Raw genomic sequence first — 19,255 nt, forward strand, 5'->3', positions numbered from 1 at the left:
GGTTGCCGCATCGCGGGCGACCAACCTGGCCAAGCTGACGAACGATGGCTCGGGCGCGGCTTCCGGCTCGGAAGGCCAGAGACGACTGCGAGGGAAAGGTCCACTTCGTCCGCGCCCTTTGTTACGGTTTCGGATCGCGCCCACGGTGGCGGCACGCATCGAGCGCTTTTCAGCAATCCAGTGCGAGGTCGGCGATTTCGCGGGCCGGCCCCCAAAAGGAAGGATCCGAATCGTGAAAACTCTGGTGGTTCGCCTCTCTCTCGCATTCGCGTCTGCGGTGCTGGCGCTGTTGCCGTGCTACTCCTGGTCGCAGGTCGCCCTGCCGGCGCAGGACGATGCTGTCCATACGAGCGCTCTGGTGACGCGCTGGGGGCGTGTGGTGACGCCGGAGAATGCGTGGCAAAGCTATCCCCGACCTGGGATGAGGCGCGAGCGCTGGCGCAACCTCAACGGCGAATGGGATTACGCGATCCGTCCCAAGGCCGAGCCCCGGCCCACGCGCATGGACGGCAGGATCCTGGTGCCGTTCGCGGTCGAGTCGAAGCTGTCCGGCGTGGCGCGGAAGGTCGGGCCCGAAGACCGCATCTGGTATCGCCGCAGTTTCGCCGTCCCTGGGGACTGGTTGGGCGAGCGGATCATGCTGCACTTTGGCGCCGTCGATTTCGAGGCGCACGTCCTGGTGAACGGTGGCCTGGTCGGCTCGCATCGCGGCGGTTCGGATACCTTCGCCTTCGACATCACCGATTACCTCAAGCCCGGCAACAACGAACTCGTTGTCCAGGTGACAGACCCGACTTCGGCCGGCGCCCAACCGCGCGGCAAGCAACAGCTCACTCCGAAGAGCATCTGGTACACGCCGGTCAGCGGCATCTGGCAGACGGTATGGCTGGAGCCCGTGCCGAGCCTGCACATCGAGGACGTGAACGTCACGCCGGATATCGACGCGGGCGCGCTGGATGTGGATGTGGTACTCAACCGCAGCACCGGCAACGGGCACGCCGTGCGTATTACCGCGAAGGTCGGCGGCAAGACCGTGTCCTCCACGATCGTCCGTGCCAACCGGAGGGCACGCCTACCGGTGCCCAATGCGCGGCTGTGGTCGCCCGATGATCCGTATCTTTACGATCTCGATGTCGAGCTCGTTGCGGTGACGGATCCGCTGCAGCATCTGGAGAACGGCCCGCGCGAGGAGGCGCTGATCACCAAGGCCGAAGCCGAGGCGTATCGCACGGCCCAGGTCACTGGTGCCCCGCTCGACGCGGTGCGCAGCTATTTCGCGATGCGCAAGAGTTCGCTAGGCCCAGGCAAGGTGGCTGGGCAGCCGATGCTGCTGCTGAACAACCGGCCTGTATTCCAGAACGGCACCCTGGACCAGGGCTGGTGGCCGGATGGCCTGCTGACGCCGCCGTCGGAGGAGGCGATCGCGTACGAAATCGACTTCCTGAAGAAGGCCGGTTTCAACATGCTGCGCAAGCACATCAAGATTGAGCCGGCGCATTACTACTACCTCGCCGATACGATGGGCATCCTGATCTGGCAGGACATGCCCTCGGGCGAGGAAGAGGACAGCCTCGACCAGTTCGTGCGGCCGAAGGCGTCCGATGAAGCGCTGATGCCGGCGCGGGTCACCGACGAGTTCGAGTACGAACTGCTGCGCATGATCAGCGACTTGCGCGACCACCCTTCGATCGTCACCTGGGTGGTGAACAACGAGGGCTGGGGCCAGTACGCCTCCACGCGGCTCGGTCACATGGTCAAGGCGCTGGATCCGAGCCGCACGGTGAACAAGACCAGCGGCTGGCTCGACACCGGCGATGCCGGATCGGACATCTTCGACATCCATACCTACGAGGAAGTGCCCAACGCTCCCGCGCACAACCGTCGTCGCGCCATCGTCCTCGGCGAGTTCGGTGGCATCGGCCTGCCGGTCGAGGGGCATCTGTGGTTTCCCGACCAGCGCAACTGGGGCTACCAGACCGCGAAAGACCGCGACGACTACCTGCAGCGTTACCGGCGCAAGTACGCGGAAGTCATCCGCCAGGCCCGCGAACTCGGCCTGAGCGCGGCGGTGTATACGCAGACGAGCGATGTCGAGGGGGAGGTGAATGGCCTGCTCACCTACGATCGCGAGGTGAGCAAACTTCCCGCTGAAAGCTTCGCCAGAATCCACGCGCCGCTGTTCGAACGCGGCGCGGAGTGAAAGCGGAGAGAGGCTAGAAAGGAGATTGCCGATCCGACGCCCGCATCACGGCGTAGCCCGCGACATCGAAGGCGGCGCGTCGTCCGGAGCGCTGCCCCAATCCCTGTTCGGTTTCGGACCCATCGTCAGCACCAGCCTGGCGCCGTTGACGATGTCGGAATGGCTGAACCATGGCTTGTTCCATGGTTTGCCGTTGAGCGTCGCGGACTGGATGTAGAGGTTTCGCGCCGAGTTGTCGCGCGCAACGATCTCCAGGGTCTTGCCGTTGCCCATGCGCAGCCTCACCTGGTCGAAGATCGGACTGCCGAGGATGTAGTACGGGCTTGAGGGGTCGACGGGATAGAAGCCCATCGCGCTCAGCACGTACCAGGACGACGTCGCGCCCTGGTCGTCCATGCCGGCGTAGCCGTAGCCGCTCGCATCGCTGCCATACATGTCGGCGAGGATCCGGCGCACCAGCGCCTGCGTCTTCCACGGCTGGCCGCTCCAGGCGTAGAGATACGGCGCCTGCTGGTCGGGCTGGTTGCCGTGAACGTACTGCCCCACCATGCCGGTGCAGTCGCGACAGATGCCCTTCGGGTTGTAGGGCGTGCCGAAAAAGGCATCGAGCTTGGCGTTGAACGCCTCGCGTCCGCCCAGCAGGCCGATCAGTCCCTGCACGTCATGCGGCACCAGCCACAGCGTCGACCAGCCCGAGGCTTCCTTCATCATGAAGTTGTAATAGGGCTCGGCCGGATCGAACGGCGCGATCCATTTGCCGTCCTTGGTCCTGCCGCGGACGAAGCCGACCGAGGGATCGAACACATTGCGATAGTTCGCGGCGCGGCCGAGGAACAGATCCGCGTCGTCCTGCTCGCCGAGCCGTCGCGCATAGTCGGCCAGCGCATGGTCGTCCCATGCGTATTCGAGCGTCTTGGCCGCGCCCGCCTTGCCGCCGGCATAGGGCGGGCTCGGATTTTCGTTCGGGACTATGTCGGAGATCCAGCCATTGTCCTGGTACTCGGCCAGGTAATCGCGAGGGCCGTTGGGGTCGGTCGCGTTCTTGCGCAGGTAGGCATAGGCCGCGCGGTAATCGAACGGAATGCCGCGGTGCCAGGCGCCGCCGTACAGGAATACGGCATTGTCGGCATGGAACGATGTGTTCATGTAGCCGCGCTCGCGCGCCATCTCGAGCTCGGAGCGCATGATGTCCTGCACGATCCGCGGTTCGAGCAGCATCAGCAGCACGATCTGGTTGCGGCCGGTATCCCAGAAGGGCACCGGCCCGTAGCGATCGTGCTCCGCGACGCGAGGGTGGCCATTGGTGTCGACGAACCGTTCGCCCTTGCGCGCCATGAGCCGGGGGCTGGCGAAGGACTGGAACAGGGTCGAATGGAACATCTCGCGTTGCTTCGACGTACCTCCGTTGACTTCGACGCGATCGAACAGCTGCGCCCAGGCCGCGCGCGCCTTGCCGCGTACCGCGTCGAAGTCCCAGCCCGGATTCTCTTCGCGCAGGCGCCGCTCGGCGTCGGCATAGCTCGTGCCATGCGCGATCTTGACGAGCACCGTCCCCCCGTTGCGGGTGGCGAAGTCGAGATAGCCGCCGGCGAAGCTACCTTCCACCTTGCGGGTACCGGGCGCCACGTCCTTGTCACCGATGCCATAGCCGCGGGCTTCGCCGGGCGCCTTGCGGAACGTGCCATGGCCGGTGAACGGCCGGGAGAATTCCGCGACGAAATAGCGGCCGTCCACCGCCTCGCGATCGCGCTGTGCGGTGGCCACGCCGCGGATCATCCGGTCGCCGACGATCTCCACCGCGCCGCCGCGGCCCGGAAGATTCACGATCACATGCGCCCGATCGGTGGCCGGGAAGGTGAACCGCATCAGGCTGGTCCACTGCGTCGCGGTCAGCTCCACCCGCGTTTTGAACGTGTCCAGGAACACCGAGTAGTAGCCGGGCGAGGCGATTTCGCCGGCCTTGTCGTACCAGGCCTGGGTATAGACCGGCGGCACCGTCCAGTCGCCGACCACCGGCATGACGATGGGCTGGGCCCGGGCGCCATAGGATGGGCCGCCTCCGCCGGTGAAGCCGATCATCGTTGGATTGGGATAGTGATAAGGCGTCGCCACGCCCGTCGGATAGGTGAGCTCTACGTTGACATTGACCGGCGCGGCCTCGACCGAGCTATGGGGCAGGCGCGCGCCGGGCGAGGTGATGCCCGAATACAGCGGCTCGCCGGGCGGTGGCGCGTTGCCGATCAGCTCCCGCCGATCGAGCGGCGCCGTGCCGACCAGGGGATTGGCTTCGTCGACCGCATGCTTCGCGCGTCGCGTCGCATCGCTCTCCTGGGCATGCAGAGTAGCCGCGCCAGTCAGCGCGGAGATCACGAGCGCGGCCGCTGCGACGATGAACCGGTGCCGGTGCGACGTGGTGCGATATCGGTGACGTGCGGCAGGTTTCTCCATCGTTCTTCCAATGCGGGTACGGCACTCCCCTGCGCCGTAGGTGGTGACGAGGCCAGGAGCGGATCCCGGCGAGCGATTCATTGACCCGGCGAGCCGGGCTGCACGGAGACGACGCGAAGCGGGGTTACGGTGCGGGTTTCGAGCCTTTCGCGTAGACGCAGCTTTCCGGGACGGACTTGACGTAATAGCGCTTGTAGTTGCTCGCGTTGTGGTCCATGCAGCCGGCCAGGTTGAGCAGCTCCACCTTGCGGAAGTCGACCGGATGCGACTCGCTCTGCAGCGAGATGTAGCCGCCTTCGATCAGTTTTCCGTCGGGCTTGGCCGCCGGATCGAAATTCGACACGGTGCCGCCGCCAAATTGCGGCAACGCATACTCGAGCACCTTTTCGCCGTTGGCGAAATGCGTGATCTGGCCGCTGCCGAGCACGAGCATCTCGGCGCGCACCCATTGGTCGCCGTCGTAGGTCTTGGAAGCCGACTCCAGGCAATGCTCGGGATAGATCGAACCCTGGTACACGACATCGGTCCCCGGCGTGCACAGGTTCAATGTCGAGCGCGCCTTGCCGCCACCCAACCCGCCGAGAAACTGCACCTCGATGGAGACGGGGAAGTCCTGGTCGCGCTCCATCGTGCGCGGGGGTTGGGAATGCAGCATCGCACCGCTGTTGCGCAAGGCCCAATCCCCGGGGCCGCCCGGCGCCTGCTCACCGACGAAGCGATATTCCACCACCAGACGATAGTAGGAATATGGCTCCTGGTAGAAAAGGTGCCCGAACTTGCCGTCAAAAGACTTGTACTGGTCGTAACGCACCTTGAGCAGCCCATCTTCGACCCGGAACGTGTTTCCGAAGTTGTCCCCCAACGTGTGATGCGTGATCTTCGGGGTCCATCCGCTGAGATCGCGGCCGTTGAAGAGTGTGATCCATTCCTCCTTCTCAGCCGGTGTGTCCGCCGCGGCGGCGCCGGCAGTGAACAGTGCGGCGCAAAGGAGAATGCCGCGACCCGATCGCGCGATGAGGCTGGAACGTGGATGCATGCGTCAGTCCTGTTGTGATGGGAGCCTGCGGCGCGGCGCTGTTGCCCGATCTCGAATCAGGCTCGGTCGCTTGTCTGATTGGCCCACGTCTTGTCCTTGCCCGGGAGAATAGGCAATAAAAGGGGATGGAGGCAATGAAGCGTCAGGCCGCAGGGTGGATTGGCGTGACCACCCCGGCGCTGGACGGCTTGAGGTGCTGGTTAGGCAACAGAATCGGGCAATCAGCGGCAACGGGTAATGAAGCAGTCCCTCACGGCGATTTGCCCCAGAACCAGTTTCCGGGCTGATAGGCGGGACCTTGCGGGCCCGACGTGAAGTCGACGCTGGTGGCGCTGGCAGCGCCGATTTCTCCCCACCGACCGCTGTAGCGCAGCCAGTTGGCGTCGTTCAACGGGTAATATTTCTCGCCGACGTTGACGATGCCGCCGAAGCCGGGTTCCCACGTGTTCCAAGCGGTGCCCGCGCTACAGGTATCGGCAAACCCCTGCGCATCTGCGTCCAGGCATCCGCTGACGCTCGCACCCCGGTATTGTGCGTGCCCACCTTTTGAAGAATAGGTGATGTGGTGATCGCCATCCCATTCCACTGCGCTGATGGCGGCCTCGCGGGCATGGCCGTGGCGGAAGAAGATGATGTTCTTCGGCGTCTCGGCGTGATCGATGACGACGGCCGTGTATTCCCAATCGCCCTCGTGGTTGGCCGAGGCGAATGAATCGTTGTACGAGTAAAGCTGCCAGTACTGGATGACGATCTTTTCGCTGGCAATCGGATACACATGTCCATAGATCGTCCAGTCACCAGGCCTCGTCGAACCCGTGTGCGCAGAATTGAGGTACTGCAGGAAGAAGCTCTTCCGGGGCTCGGCCGTGTAACCGTTCGATCGATTGACGGGCCTGTGGTGATCGCAGGCGTTCCACGGCCAGCTGGTGGCCGGGTCGTACGCGTTGCGGTGCGATTGCTCGGTGATGTTGTGGCGCGTCACCGCACCCCAAGCGAGCATTTGGTGATCGGTGCAGCGAATGTGGCTGTAGCGCATTCTGCTGCGTGACAACAGCCAATCAACATTGACGGGCCAACGGTTCTCGTAATAGCTGAGCCAGACCCGCGGCGCGAATTTGTTCAGGAGCCGATCTTCGTATGCGTCGACCAGCCCGTCATGATCGTCGTCTCCCAGCAAGGGCGGCGGCGGAGGTGGGGGAGGCGGTGGAGGATTGGCGACCCGGCATTCGCCAAACATGCCGTTGCTGCCGCACACCTGTGTTCCGACCTGGCCGTGGGCGTAGCAAACCCGAGACTGTCCGGGCGTGCAGATCGCATCAGCCTGGCCGGCAACACCTATCAGCACGATCCCGCAGATCCGTTGGATTGTGGTCATCTCGTGGTCCGGGCGTCACCGCGGGCGTCACCGCGGGCGGCAGGGCAAGTGATGGGGCTGCCGTCCGTTCGGCGCGGGTGTCGGGCCGCTCATGAGGGCAAAGGATTCGCGCGCACAGGGCAGGCTTTCAACCGCAGGGCAGGGTCGAGACCCCGCCTTGCGAGGTTGCCTCAGAGTGGGCACCCGCCGGGGTCGGGGGCGTCGATGCGTACCAGCCCTCCCGCCGGCAGCATGAAAGTGCCGTATACCACCACGGGTTCCGTGCCCTCGTTGCGCGCGTTATGCACGTGGCTACCTGCGTCGAGGAATGCACTCCCAGCCGTGTAGTAGGTGCCGGGGCAGCCCGCCGCATCCGGGTCATACAGCGTCAGCGTCCCCTGCGTGACCGCGACCCACACCGGGCCGCCGTGGCGATGCCAGCCGAAGTAGCCATTGGGCGCGATCGTGAACTTGACCACCGCGATGCGCGCTACGTCGGTCCCGTCGCCGAACCCTTCTTCGGCTTTCAGCTTGGCGCGAATGTCCACCGGCAAGTCGCCGACCGCAACCACCTCGGAGACGACCCCCGCGCCTGCCGTCGCCCTGGCTGGGGCGGCCTGGGTCAGCCCCAAGAACAGGGCGCAGCACAGCAACGGTGCGAACCGCGACAGGCCTCGGCCCGGCTTCACGTCGTGGCTTATGTTGTTGGATTTCAGTTGCATCATTCCCTCCCGTAGATCGAAGATCAAAGCCGTTCTGGCCTTTCGAGCGTTCCACGGCGCAAGCCTGGCTGCATGAAGCCCGACCCAATATTTCGTGAAGATTCCCCGGGGATGGGGTAGTCTGAATTGGCGACGTCGTCACCTGGGCGACGCTCGAGGTGGACGATGGCGGATGCGAAGACCGCGGGCCTCTCGCAGCTGATCTTCGAGTTCGCGGACTTGACGATCGATGCGCGTGAGCGCGCTCTCTTTCGCGACGCCGAGCGCATCGCTTTGCCGAAGCTGACCTACGAACTGCTGTTCGCCCTCGTGGACGCGGCGCCGGGGCTTCTGACCCATGATGATCTCGCCGAGCGGGTCTGGCGCGGACGCCTGGTGACGCCCGAAACGCTGGGTCAGCGCGTGTTGCTGCTGCGGCGGGCACTGGGCGACGATGCGGGCAATCCACGCTACCTGCGCGTCGTTCGCGGACAGGGATATCAGCTCGTTCCGCCGGTCAGGGTTCGGCGACATCCGGGGGCGCGGCTGTCATCGGCCGTGGGACCTGCTGAGGGTGTCGCGACCATGGCCGGGGACATCGATCTTTCATTGCCGGCACAGCCGTCGATAGTCGTCCTCCCCTTCGACGCCGATGGCGACGCCGAGCATCGCCACTTCGCGCGTGGACTGACCCACGACATCATGACCCGCATTGCGCGAAGCCGGCTGTTCTTCGTGATTGCTCGCGGTTCGGCCCTGAGATTCGCACCGGGCGCCCACGACGTGCGCGAGGTCGCGCGCAAGCTCGGGGTTCGATATGTCGTGCAGGGCGATGTGCGGATTCGCGGTGCAACGGTGCGGATCAACGTGGCGCTGGCGGATGCGCTCGAGGGCAGGGAAATCTGGGCGGAGAATTTCCATCGCAGGCTCGAGTCAGTATTCGAGACCCAGGAAGAGATCACCGATCTGGTCGTCGGAGCGATCTCCACGGAGATCGAGCTGGCGGAGCGGCAGCGGGCCCTGCTCGAGACTCCGGCGAGCCTGGACGCGTGGAGCGCCTACCATCGCGGTTGCTGGCATATGTATCGCTTTACCCCCGAGGATTACGAGCGGGCGAAGGGGTTCTTCGAACTGTCGGCCAGGCTCGATCCCAATGCGTCGCGGGCGTTCGCCGGCCTGTCGTTCGTGCATTGGCAACGGGCGTTCTTCGAGATATCGCCCGATCGCAACGGGGAAACTCAACGCGCATTCGAGCTGGCCCAGCAGGCCCTGTCGCTGAACCCGCATGATCCGCTTGGGCACTGGGCACTCGGAAGGGCCCATCTGCTGCGCGGCGAGATGAGCGAGTCCATTGCGGAACTGAGTGCGGCGACGGCCCTCAACCCCAGTTTCGCCGTGGGCCAGTACACCCTGGGGTTCGCGCTGATGCAAGCCGGCGATACGGTGCATAGCATCGAGATGGCGGACAAGGCGCGGCGCTTGAGTCCCTACGACCCGATGAGCTTCGCGATGATCGGCGTGCGCGGCTTCAGCCTGGCATTGAACGGCCACTACGATCAGGCAGCCGAACTCATGGCGCTGTCGGTCCGTCAGCCGAACGCGCATTACCACATGTCCGCAATGGCCGCGGTCTGCGATGTGCTCGCCGGCGACGAACCCGCTGCGCGGCGCAATTTCGGCCGATTGCTCGAAGCCAGGCCTGGGTACGGCGCAAGCGATTTCCTGCGCGCGTTCCAGTTCCAGAAGTCCGCGCATAAGAAGCTGGTTGGCAGCGCGTTCCGGCGCCTCGCGCGGTTGCGTTGACGCCGTTCGTGCGGTGTTGGCGGTCGGGAGGAAGATGCGGCCGCTGAGCCGGGAGCAGGGCGGCTCGCACGACCGACGTCGCGCCCCGGCGCCAGGCCGCCAGCGATGTCCGACTGACGCAGGCTGCAAACCGGTGAACCGGATGTGCAACCGCGTTGGCCGCCCATGTATCTCCTGCACGGATGGGCGATGGTGCCCGATGCCTGAGGAGTCGTCTTGTTCGAACCCGTCAAGCGTGGCGTGTCCACATGGTTCCTGCTCCTGCCGTTGGGCGCGGGCATCGCTCTGGCCGGCACGCACGCGGCGGCGGCGCCGGTGGCGCCAGGCGAAGTCGCGCCTGCATTGAGCGCGCCGATCCAGGACGCGGTGGATGCCGTGCTGCGCGTCCCGGGCAGTGCGCCGGCGATGGCGGCCGTCATCGTGCAAGGCGATGCGACCCCATGGATCCACGTGGGTGGCAGCGCGCGCGCGAATGCCGCAGTGGCGGCGGATGCGGATACGCGCTTCTACATCGCGTCGCAGACCAAATCCTTCATGGGGCTGCTGGGCGCGATGCTGGATGCGCGCGGCGAATTCCCCCTGTCGACGACGCTGGCCGACGTCTGGCCGGATTTGCGCCTGCCAACGCCCGCGGACCCGCGCCGGATCACGATGGCCGACTTGTTGTCGCACCAGGAAGGCCTTTCCACCAGCACGCTGAATGTCGTCACCGCCTACGTTCGCGATGTGCCCGCGGCCGAGTATCCGGCGTTGCTGGCGAGTGAGGTCACGCCGCGCGAGGCGGGCTTCCGTTACGCCAACATCGGCGACCTGATCTATGGGGCGGCGCTGGAGGCCCGCACCGGACGCAACTGGCGCGACTGGCTCGACAGCGCGCTGCTGCGTCCACTGGCGCTGGAGGGCATTTCACCGCGCACCTCCACCGTGCCCGCCGCGCACCTGGCCTGGAATCACCAGTGGGATGGCGCGCAATGGCACGTGCTGCCGCCCAAACCCGATGCCCTGATGCATGCCGCGGGTGGTCTGATGGCATCGCCCAGGGCGATGGCCCGCTGGATGCAGCTGAACCTGGGCACCGCCGATTCGAATGGCGTGTTTACCACCGCCGCGCTGCAACGTTCGCAGCGACCGATCGCCGAGTCGAACCTTGCCGATGGGGAAATCGATTGCAACGGCTACAGCCTGGGCTGGTACAGCTGCACCTACCGTGGCCAGCAGGCGCTCCTGCATCCGGGTTCGTACAACGGCGCGGTGTCCGTGACCGTGCTGGTGCCTACGGCGCGGGCGGGGTTGTCGCTGATGGCCAACAGCGACAGCGCGATGGAAGGCCTGATGCTGGAGATGCTGAAGTCCTTCATCGGCCTGGCGACAGGACAACCCGACGAGGACCGACGTCTGCGCAAGGCGCTGGAAGCCTATCCGGCGAAGGTCCAGGCCAAGGCAGCAGGGCGTCGTAGCAACGCCGAAGAAGCCCGCGCCGATCCGCAATGGGGCGGATGGACCTGGCAGCCGGATGCCGCAGCGCTCGAGCGTTGCACGGGCCAGTTCGGCAACCCGCTGTACGGAACGATGCGGGTGTACCAGGATGCACCCGGCTTGAATGCTCAGGTCGGCGCGTTGCAGCTGGAGCTCGAGCCTGCACAGCCAGGCGTGTTTGCCGCATCGACCGACATCCTGGAGGCGCCAGAGCCGCTGCGCTGCGATGCCGACGCCGGCCAGATCTTCTGGCGCGGGCAGGTGTTTATCAGGGTCGAATGAACTGGCGGAGCAAGTCATCGTCTCGCCGACGAGCTCGGGCCGCAATTTGCTGGCGCCTGGTACGCACTCGCATGGGCTGATCGAGCGGGCGTACATGAAATTGTGTCGCGATCCCGTCGCGGGTACCCTGTCGACCATGTCTTTGGTGGCCCCGCTTGCTTCCGTACTCCGACTCCTCGTGCTGGCCATGTTGATGGCCGGCGTGCTGGTGAAGCCGGTGCTCGCGGCCGAATGCGGGATTAGCGATGCTGCGCACGTCCTGGTAGAGACCTCGCAGGCTGGGGTCGCCGCAGCGCCGGATCTGCCCACCGGTGAGGACTGCTGCTCGTTCGCCGATTGCAACGACTGCTGCGCCCATGCCGCGGCGGTGATGCGATCACTCGATGCGATGCCAGCGGTTCCGATGACCGCGTCACTGATGCCATCGCTGTCGGTCGATTTCAAGCCGATCGCGTGCCCTGTGCCGTTCCGACCTCCGATCGCGGTCTGACGCAGTCGCCGGCGTAGCCGGCCGATCTCGTTGTCCTGTCGGAGAAGTCCCCATGTGGTTGCGTTTGGCGGCCATGGCTGCCCTGTCGGTTGTGCTGTGCGAGTCCGCACTGGCACAGACGCGAAATGTCCTGACCCTCGACGATGCGTTTGCGCGCGTCGCCGACTCCCATCCCGACCTGCGCCTGATCGGCAGTCGTCAAGATGTGCTGTCGGCCGAACGCGACCGCGCCGCGCAAGGGCCTGCGCTGGTGGCCGGCGCCAGCGTCGAGAACGCCTTCGGCACCGGTGAGGCCCGCGGCCTGGAGCAGGCGGAACTTTCGCTGACGCTCGCTTCGGTGCTCGAGCGCGGTGGCAAACTCGATGCCCGGCGAACCCTGGCGCAGAGCCGCATCGATGCGCTGGCGGTCGAACGCGAGGCGCGTCGTCTCGACCTGCTGGCCGAGGTCGCGCGCCGCTACCTGGCCATCGTGGCGGCGCAGCGACAGCGCGAGATTGCCCAGTTCGATATCGGTCAGCGGCAGCGCACCGTGGGCGGCGCCCGCCAGCGATTGCACGCCGGTGCATCGCCCGAATCGGTGGTGCTGACCGCCGAAGCCGCGCTGGCCCGGGCGGAACTGGATCTTGCTCGCGCCGACCAGCGCTGGGCCGCAGCGCGTCAGCATCTGGCCGCGTTGTGGGGCGAGCGCAACCCGGACTTCGAAGCGGCGGCTGCCGACCCGCTCGCGTTGCCGGAGGTGGCCGAATTCGCAGTCCTGGCGGAGCTGCTGCAGCGCACACCGGAGCTCACCCAGTTCGTTGGCGAACAGCGCATCCGCGAAGCGCGCCTGCAGCTGGCCCGGACCGAAGCGGCCGCCGATGTGGATTGGCAGATCGGCGTGCGTCGTTTGCGGGAAACCGATGACTTCGCCCTGATCGGAAGCGTCTCGATCCCCTTGGGCGCCCGCGGCCGCGCCGAACCCGGAATCCGCGCGGCCGAGGCGGAGCTGGCAGCAGTGGAGATCGAGCGCGAGTCGAAAGGGATTTCGCTGTATTCGACGCTGGCCGTAGCCCATGGGCAGTACCGCACGGCGCAGGTCGAGGTGACGCGCCTGCAAGGCGACGTGCTGCCCAAGCTCGCCAAGGCCGAAGCCGCCGCCGAACGCGCCTATCGTGCCGGCGCCATCAGCTATCTGGAATGGGCGCAGCTGCAGTCCGAATGCACCACCGCCCGCAAGCAACAACTCGACGCTGCGCTGGATGCCCAGCGCGCCCTGATCGAAATCCAGCGGCTCACGGGCGAGGCGTTCGTCGCGAACCCAGCCGTACCCGCCATACAAGGAACCGCCCCGTGAAACCCCATCGACTGATCAGCGCCTGGGCGCTGGCGCTGTGGCTGACCGCCTGCGGCGGCGCATCCGAACAAGCCGGACATGACGATCACGGTGAGCATGCCGCAGACGAAATCGTAAAGGGCGCTCATGGTGGCCGCTTGCTCGAGCAAGAGGGTCATGCCGTCGAGCTGGCCATCGCCGAGGAAGGCACCCCGCCGAAGTACCAGGCCTGGCTGTACCGGGACGACAAGCCGCTGCCCGCCAGTGCCGGCACCGTCCAGGTGCGGCTCAGGCGCCTGGGCAACGTGGCCGAGTACCACATCCTCAAGCCGCAGGCCGACGGCAGCCTGATGGCCGGCACCATCGTCGGTGAGCCGCATTCGTTCGACGTGGAAGTGCTGGCCAATATCGGCGGCAAGGCGTTGCGCTGGGCATATCCGAGTTACGAAGGTCGCACCGAAATCGCGGCCGACGTGGCGCACGCCTCCGGCATTCGCGTTCAGCCCGCCGGTCCCGGGGTGATCGCCGACGAACACGAGGTGCAGGGGCTGCTGACTCCGGTCGAAGGGCGCGTTGCGAAAGTCATGGCGCGCTTCCCCGGACCGATCCGCAGTCTGCGCGCCAACGTCGGCGATCCGGTGCGTGCGGGCCAGGCGCTGGCGAGCGTGGAGAGCAATCTGAGCCTCACCACGTATACGGTCAGCGCACCGATCTCCGGTGTCGTGCTGGCGCGCAGCGCGTCGGTCGGCGCGGTCGCGGGCGAGGGCGCGCCCTTGTTCGAAATCGCCGACCTGTCCTCGCTTTGGGTGGATCTGCATATCTTCGGTGCCGATGCCCAGCACATCCGTCCGGGCGTGCCGGTCACGATCACGCGGATGAGCGATGGCGTCAGCGTCGAGACCACGCTGGAGCGCGTTCTGCCGGGTACGGCGACCGCGAGCCAGAGCACGGTGGCCCGTGCAACGATCGCCAACGCCGACGGCCTGTGGCGGCCCGGATCGGCGGTCAAGGCGAAGGTCACCGTGGACCGCCAACCCGCCGGCGTGGTGGTGCCGCTGAGCGCGCTGCAGACCTTCCGCGATTGGGATGTCGTGTTCACCCGCAACGGCAACACCTACGAGGTGCGCCCGGTCGAACTGGGCAAACGCGACGGCGAACGGGCCGAGGTTCTTTCCGGAATCAAGCCGGGCGACCCGATCGTGGTCGAGCAGAGCTACCTGGTGAAGGCCGACATCGAAAAGTCCGGTGCCTCGCATGACCACTGAACCGATGTCCGCCGCCGGCCGTGAGCACGCACGCCCGGGCCTCGAGCGGATCATCCGCTTCGCCATCGCGCACCGCTGGCTGATGCTGGCACTGACGCTGGCATTGGTTGCGATGGGCGTGTGGAGCTTCCAGCGGCTGCCGATTGACGCCACCCCGGACATCACCAACGTCCAGGTGCAGATCAACACCGAAGCGCCGGGCTTTTCGCCCCTGGAAGCAGAGCAACGCGTCACCTATCCGATCGAGACCGCGCTCGCCGGTCTGCCCCGGATCGACTACACCCGATCGCTGTCGCGCTATGGGCTCTCGCAGGTGACCGTGGCGTTCGAGGACGGCACCGATCTGTACTTTGCCCGCCAGCAGGTCGCCGAACGGCTGCAGCAGGTGAAATCGCAGCTGCCGGCCGATCTCGAGCCGCAACTGGGTCCGATCGCCACCGGTCTGGGCGAGATCTTCATGTACACGGTCGAAGCCGACCCTGCGGCCCGCAGGAAAGACGGCAAGCCGTGGACGGCCACCGACCTGCGGACCCTGCAGGACTGGGTGGTGCGGCCGCAGCTGCGCAATACGCCGGGCGTCACCGAGGTCAACACCATCGGCGGCTACGCGCGCCAGATCCATATCACTCCGGATCCGGCCCGCCTGGTCGCACTCGGCTTCAGCCTGCACGACGTGGTGGCCGCGGTTGCGGCCAACAACCAGAACATCGGTGCCGGCTACATCGAGCGCAACGGACAGCAGTTCCTGGTGCGGGTCCCTGGCCAGGTGACCGATCTCGATGCCATTCGCGACATCGTGCTCGACCGGCGCGAGGGCGTGCCGATCCGCGTGCGCGACGTTGCGCAGGTGGGCGAAGGGCGCGAACTACGCACGGGCGCGGCGACCGAAGACGGTCGCGAGGTCGTGCTCGGCACGGCGTTCATGCTGGTCGGCGCCAACAGCCGTGAGGTATCGCAGGCGGCCGCAGCCAAGGTCGAGGCGGCCAACGCCAGCCTGCCTGCCGGCGTGCGCGCCAAACCGGTGTACGACCGCACCGCACTGGTCGACCGCACCATCGGCACGGTCAGCAAGAACCTGATCGAAGGCGCCTTGCTGGTGATCGCGGTGCTGTTCCTGCTGCTGGGCAATTTCCGGGCCGCATTGATCACCGCCGCGGTGATCCCCCTGTCGATGCTGTTCACCATTATCGGCATGGTGCGTGGCGGGGTGTCGGGCAACCTGATGAGTCTGGGCGCGCTGGACTTCGGCCTGATCGTCGACGGCGCGGTGATCATCATCGAGAACTGCGTGCGCCGGTTCGGCGAGGCGCAGCACGCGCTGGGGCGCGAGTTGAACGATGGGGAACGCTTCGACCTGACCGCCGTGGCCACGACCGAAGTGATCCGCCCCAGCCTGTTCGGCGTCGGCATCATCACGGCGGTGTATCTGCCGATCTTCGCGCTCAGCGGGATCGAGGGAAAGATGTTCTACCCGATGGCGATCACCGTGGTGCTGGCGCTGGCCGGCGCGATGGTGCTGTCGCTGACCTTCGTGCCTGCCGCCGTCGCCACCTTCCTTGGCGGCCGCGTCGCCGAGAGGGAAAACAGGCTGATCCTGTGGACCAGGCGACGCTATGCGCCGATGCTGGCCTGGGCCCTGCGGCGGCGAATGACGGTGCTCGCCGGCGCGGCGGCATTCGTGGTGATTTGCGCCTTGTTCGCAACGCGGTTGGGTACCGAGTTCATCCCGAGCCTGGACGAAGGCGACGTCACCGTGCATGCGTTGCGGATTCCGGGCACCAGCCTGAGCCAGGCGGTGTCCATGCAGGCCGCACTCGAGCAGGGCTTCGCCAGGCTGCCCGAGGTCGAACGGGTCTTCAGCAAGATCGGCACCGCCGAGATCGCCAATGATCCGATGCCGCCCTCGGTCACCGACACCTTCGTCATGCTCAAGCCGCGCGAGGATTGGCCCGACCCGCGCAAGACCAAAGCCGAGTTCCTCGAAGAACTGGAAGCCGTGGCGCGCCGGCTGCCCGGTAACAACTACGAGTTCACCCAGCCGATCCAGATGCGCATGAACGAGTTGATCTCGGGCGTGCGAGCCGATGTCGCGGTGAAGGTCCATGGCGACGATCTTGAGCAGCTGGTCGCCTTGGCCGAGCAGGTCGAACGCGTCACACGGACCATCCCGGGCGCGGCCGATGTGGAAACCGAACAGGCCACCGGGCTGCCGCTGCTGAGCGTGGTTCCCGATCGACAGGCACTGGCGCGTTACGGTTTGAACCCGGGCGATGTGCAGGACACCGTGGCCACCGCAATCGGCGGTGAAGTGGCCGGTCAGCTGTTCGAAGGCGATCGCCGCTTCGATATCGTGGTGCGTCTGCCCGAGGCGCTGCGCCAGGATCCGGCCGCTCTGGGTGACCTGCCCATTCCGCTGCGCGGCGACGACAACCGCGATGAGTCCAGCCAGGACGCGCAATGGACCAGCGGCACGCCGCGCACCGTGCCTTTGCGCGAAGTGGCCAGGATCGAGATCCGGACCGGTCCGAACCAGATCAACCGCGAGAACGGCAAGCGCCGCGTGGTGGTTACGGCCAATGTGCGCGGGCGGGACCTGGGCGGCTTTGTCGGCGAACTCCGGCAGCGCATCGCCGCGGAGGTCGAGATGCCCACCGGCTACTGGCTCGGCTACGGCGGCACGTTCGAGCAGCTGATCTCGGCCAGCCAGCGTCTGTCGGTCGTGGTCCCGGTCACCCTGGCCATCATCTTCGCGCTGCTGTTCTGGGTGTTCGGTTCGGCCAGGGATGCGGTCATCGTATTCAGCGGCGTGCCGCTGGCCCTGACCGGCGGCGTGATCGCCCTGGCGCTGCGCGGCCTCCCGCTGTCGATCTCCGCGGGGGTGGGCTTCATCGCCTTGTCCGGTGTCGCGGTGCTGAACGGCCTGGTCATGATCGCCTTTGTCCGCAAGCTGCGCGAACAGGGCGTCCCGTTCGAAACCGCTATCGTCGATGGCGCTCTGGGGCGCCTGCGACCCGTGCTGATGACCGCGCTGGTCGCCTCGCTCGGCTTCCTGCCGATGGCGCTGAACGTGGGTGCGGGTTCGGAAGTGCAACGCCCGCTGGCGACCGTGGTGATCGGCGGCATCATCTCCTCGACCCTGCTGACGCTGCTGGTGCTGCCGGCGCTGTATCGCTGGCTGCACGGTGCAATGGAGTTCCGGTCGAGGAGTTAGCTTCGACGAGATCGCACCGGCGAGGGCATTCGCATTCACGCGGCAGGGGAAGCACGGGCGGTGCGCCGCACTAACATGGCCACGCAACGGGCAGTGCGGCATTCCAGATGAGCGCACTTCGCCAGTCACGTTTTCCCGCGGCCGCGCGTCCTGGCCATGCCCCGACGGAGAAGCCCATGGATCCCGAGACCACCCTGTTCGAACAACACCGCTCGCGCCTGTTCGGCCTGGCTTACCGCATGCTCGGCACGCCCGCCGACGCCGAGGACGTGCTGCACGACGCCTGGTTGCGCCTGCATGCGCAGGACCTCGCCACGCTGGACGATCCGGAAGCCTGGCTGGTCACCGTGACCACGCGCCTGGCGCTGGACCGCCTGCGTCGCGTCAAGGCCGAGCGCGCGCATTACACCGGTCCGTGGCTGCCCGAGCCGCTGGTGCCGGAAGCCGAGCATCCGGATGTCACGCTCGAACGCGGCGAATCGCTGACGCTGTCGTTCCTGCTGCTGCTCGAACGACTGAGCCCGGAAGAGCGCGCGGCCTTCCTGCTCCGCGAGGTGTTCGACTACAGCCATGCCGAGGCGGCGGCGATCCTGGAGATCGCGGAGGACGCCTGCCGCCAGCGCGTGCATCGGGCGAAGCTGCGCCTGCGCGAAGGGCGTCCGCGATTCAACGTGGACCAGAGCGCCCAGCGCCGGATGCTGCAGCGCTTCGTCGCCGCGATGGCGGAACCGAGCCTGGACACGCTGCGCGCGCTGTTCGCCGAGGACGCCGTCCACATCAGCGACGGCGGCGGCGTGGCGCGCGCCACTCTGCGGCCGTTGCATGGTGCCGAGCGGTTGGCCCGGCTCTACCTGCAGCTGGCGCACAACTTCCATGGCCCGGGCGTGCACTACGAACTTGCCAGCCTGAACGGCGCGCCGGCGCTGTTCCTGCACGCGGGTGGCACGCTGTCGGCGGCGATGTGGATCGAATGCGACGGCGAGCGCATCACCGCGATCCACGCACTGCGGCACCCGGGCAAGCTGGCCCGCTTGTTGGCGGTCACGAAACCGGCTGGGTCTGCGTCCTTGCATTGAAACGGCCAAATCCGAGGCAACCCGCCCCGGCCGCCTTCATCGCACAGGAGCTTTCCCATGACCCGTTTTTCCGTGCAACGCCATTACGCCGCCATGCAGCCGCTGATCGAACTGGGCCAGAAGGTCCACGCGGCCGGACGCCTGGAACCGGCCCTGATCGAGCTGGTGCTGATGCGCGTCTCGCAAATCAACGGCTGCGCCTTCTGCCTGGACATGCACAGCAAGGATGCGCGCGCTGCGGGCGAGACCGAACAGCGCCTCTACCTGCTGCCAGCGTGGCGCGAAACCAGGCTGTACAGCGAGCGCGAGCGCATCGCCCTGGCCTGGGCCGAGGAACTGACCGAGCTGGCAGGGCCCGAGCCGGTGTCCGATGCGCTGTACGAACGGGCGAGGCAGCTGTTCGAGGAAGCCGAACTGGTCGATCTGACCCTGCTGGTCGTCGCGATCAACAGCTGGAACCGGGTCAATGTCGCAGCGCGCACGATCGGCGGCCATTACAAGCCGGCGTCGCGCTGACTGTCGCCCGGATCGCGGCACGAGGAGAAGTACGGCCAGACTCGCCTGCTTGGGATGAACGCCGGAAGGCACGGCGCTCGCTGAT

13 protein-coding genes are annotated in these 19,255 nt (G+C 66.4%); 9 read left to right on the plus strand and 4 right to left on the minus strand.

Going from position 1 to position 19,255, the window contains the following annotated elements:
* The first annotated feature begins 232 nt into the window (after positions 1 to 232).
* A complete protein-coding gene (locus MC375_RS11790; RefSeq protein ID WP_242103590.1) occupies positions 233 to 2,200 on the plus strand; it encodes a sugar-binding domain-containing protein in 1,968 nt (655 codons plus the stop codon).
* Between the two features lie 45 nt (positions 2,201 to 2,245).
* On the opposite strand, the gene MC375_RS11795 is transcribed toward MC375_RS11790, so the two are convergent.
* The 4 genes from MC375_RS11795 to MC375_RS11810 all read right to left on the minus strand — a co-directional run bounded on the left by MC375_RS11795 (position 2,246) and on the right by MC375_RS11810 (position 7,760).
* Complete coding sequence (locus tag MC375_RS11795; protein WP_242103591.1) at positions 2,246 to 4,648, minus strand: GH92 family glycosyl hydrolase; 2,403 nt, start codon at positions 4,646 to 4,648, stop codon at positions 2,246 to 2,248.
* Positions 4,649 to 4,772: 124 nt separating this feature from the next.
* Positions 4,773 to 5,684, minus strand: coding sequence for a DUF1080 domain-containing protein (locus MC375_RS11800; protein ID WP_242103592.1), 912 nt, complete (start codon positions 5,682 to 5,684; stop codon positions 4,773 to 4,775).
* 250 nt (positions 5,685 to 5,934) lie between these two features.
* Positions 5,935 to 7,059, minus strand: coding sequence for a hypothetical protein (locus MC375_RS11805; RefSeq protein ID WP_242103593.1), 1,125 nt, complete (start codon positions 7,057 to 7,059; stop codon positions 5,935 to 5,937).
* Between the two features lie 170 nt (positions 7,060 to 7,229).
* On the minus strand, positions 7,230 to 7,760 hold the full coding sequence (locus MC375_RS11810) for a cupin domain-containing protein (protein ID WP_242103594.1): 531 nt from the start codon (positions 7,758 to 7,760) through the stop codon (positions 7,230 to 7,232).
* A gap of 165 nt (positions 7,761 to 7,925) precedes the next feature.
* Between MC375_RS11810 and MC375_RS11815 the strand changes: the two genes are divergently transcribed.
* The 8 genes from MC375_RS11815 to MC375_RS11850 all read left to right on the plus strand — a co-directional run bounded on the left by MC375_RS11815 (position 7,926) and on the right by MC375_RS11850 (position 19,170).
* Positions 7,926 to 9,542: a winged helix-turn-helix domain-containing protein gene (locus tag MC375_RS11815; protein WP_242103595.1), complete on the plus strand. Its 1,617-nt coding sequence runs from the start codon at positions 7,926 to 7,928 to the stop codon at positions 9,540 to 9,542.
* Positions 9,543 to 9,758: 216 nt separating this feature from the next.
* Complete coding sequence (locus MC375_RS11820) at positions 9,759 to 11,300, plus strand: serine hydrolase (RefSeq protein ID WP_242103596.1); 1,542 nt, start codon at positions 9,759 to 9,761, stop codon at positions 11,298 to 11,300.
* A gap of 94 nt (positions 11,301 to 11,394) precedes the next feature.
* Complete coding sequence (locus MC375_RS11825; protein WP_242103597.1) at positions 11,395 to 11,790, plus strand: hypothetical protein; 396 nt, start codon at positions 11,395 to 11,397, stop codon at positions 11,788 to 11,790.
* 52 nt (positions 11,791 to 11,842) lie between these two features.
* Positions 11,843 to 13,123, plus strand: a complete 1,281-nt coding sequence (locus MC375_RS11830; RefSeq protein WP_242103598.1) for a TolC family protein — start codon at positions 11,843 to 11,845, stop codon at positions 13,121 to 13,123.
* A complete protein-coding gene (locus MC375_RS11835; RefSeq protein ID WP_242103599.1) occupies positions 13,120 to 14,367 on the plus strand; it encodes an efflux RND transporter periplasmic adaptor subunit in 1,248 nt (415 codons plus the stop codon). The genes MC375_RS11830 and MC375_RS11835 overlap by 4 nt, the downstream gene beginning before the upstream one ends.
* Complete coding sequence (locus tag MC375_RS11840; RefSeq protein WP_277929453.1) at positions 14,357 to 17,578, plus strand: CusA/CzcA family heavy metal efflux RND transporter; 3,222 nt, start codon at positions 14,357 to 14,359, stop codon at positions 17,576 to 17,578. The genes MC375_RS11835 and MC375_RS11840 overlap by 11 nt, the downstream gene beginning before the upstream one ends.
* A gap of 176 nt (positions 17,579 to 17,754) precedes the next feature.
* Positions 17,755 to 18,654: an RNA polymerase sigma factor SigJ gene (sigJ, locus tag MC375_RS11845; protein ID WP_242103600.1), complete on the plus strand. Its 900-nt coding sequence runs from the start codon at positions 17,755 to 17,757 to the stop codon at positions 18,652 to 18,654.
* A 57-nt stretch (positions 18,655 to 18,711) separates the two neighbouring features.
* A complete protein-coding gene (locus MC375_RS11850; RefSeq protein WP_242103601.1) occupies positions 18,712 to 19,170 on the plus strand; it encodes a carboxymuconolactone decarboxylase family protein in 459 nt (152 codons plus the stop codon).
* Positions 19,171 to 19,255 lie beyond the last annotated feature (85 nt).

The organism is Lysobacter sp. M2-1 (genome assembly GCF_022662495.1).
Classification (GTDB): Bacteria; Pseudomonadota; Gammaproteobacteria; order Xanthomonadales; family Xanthomonadaceae; genus JAKPBU01.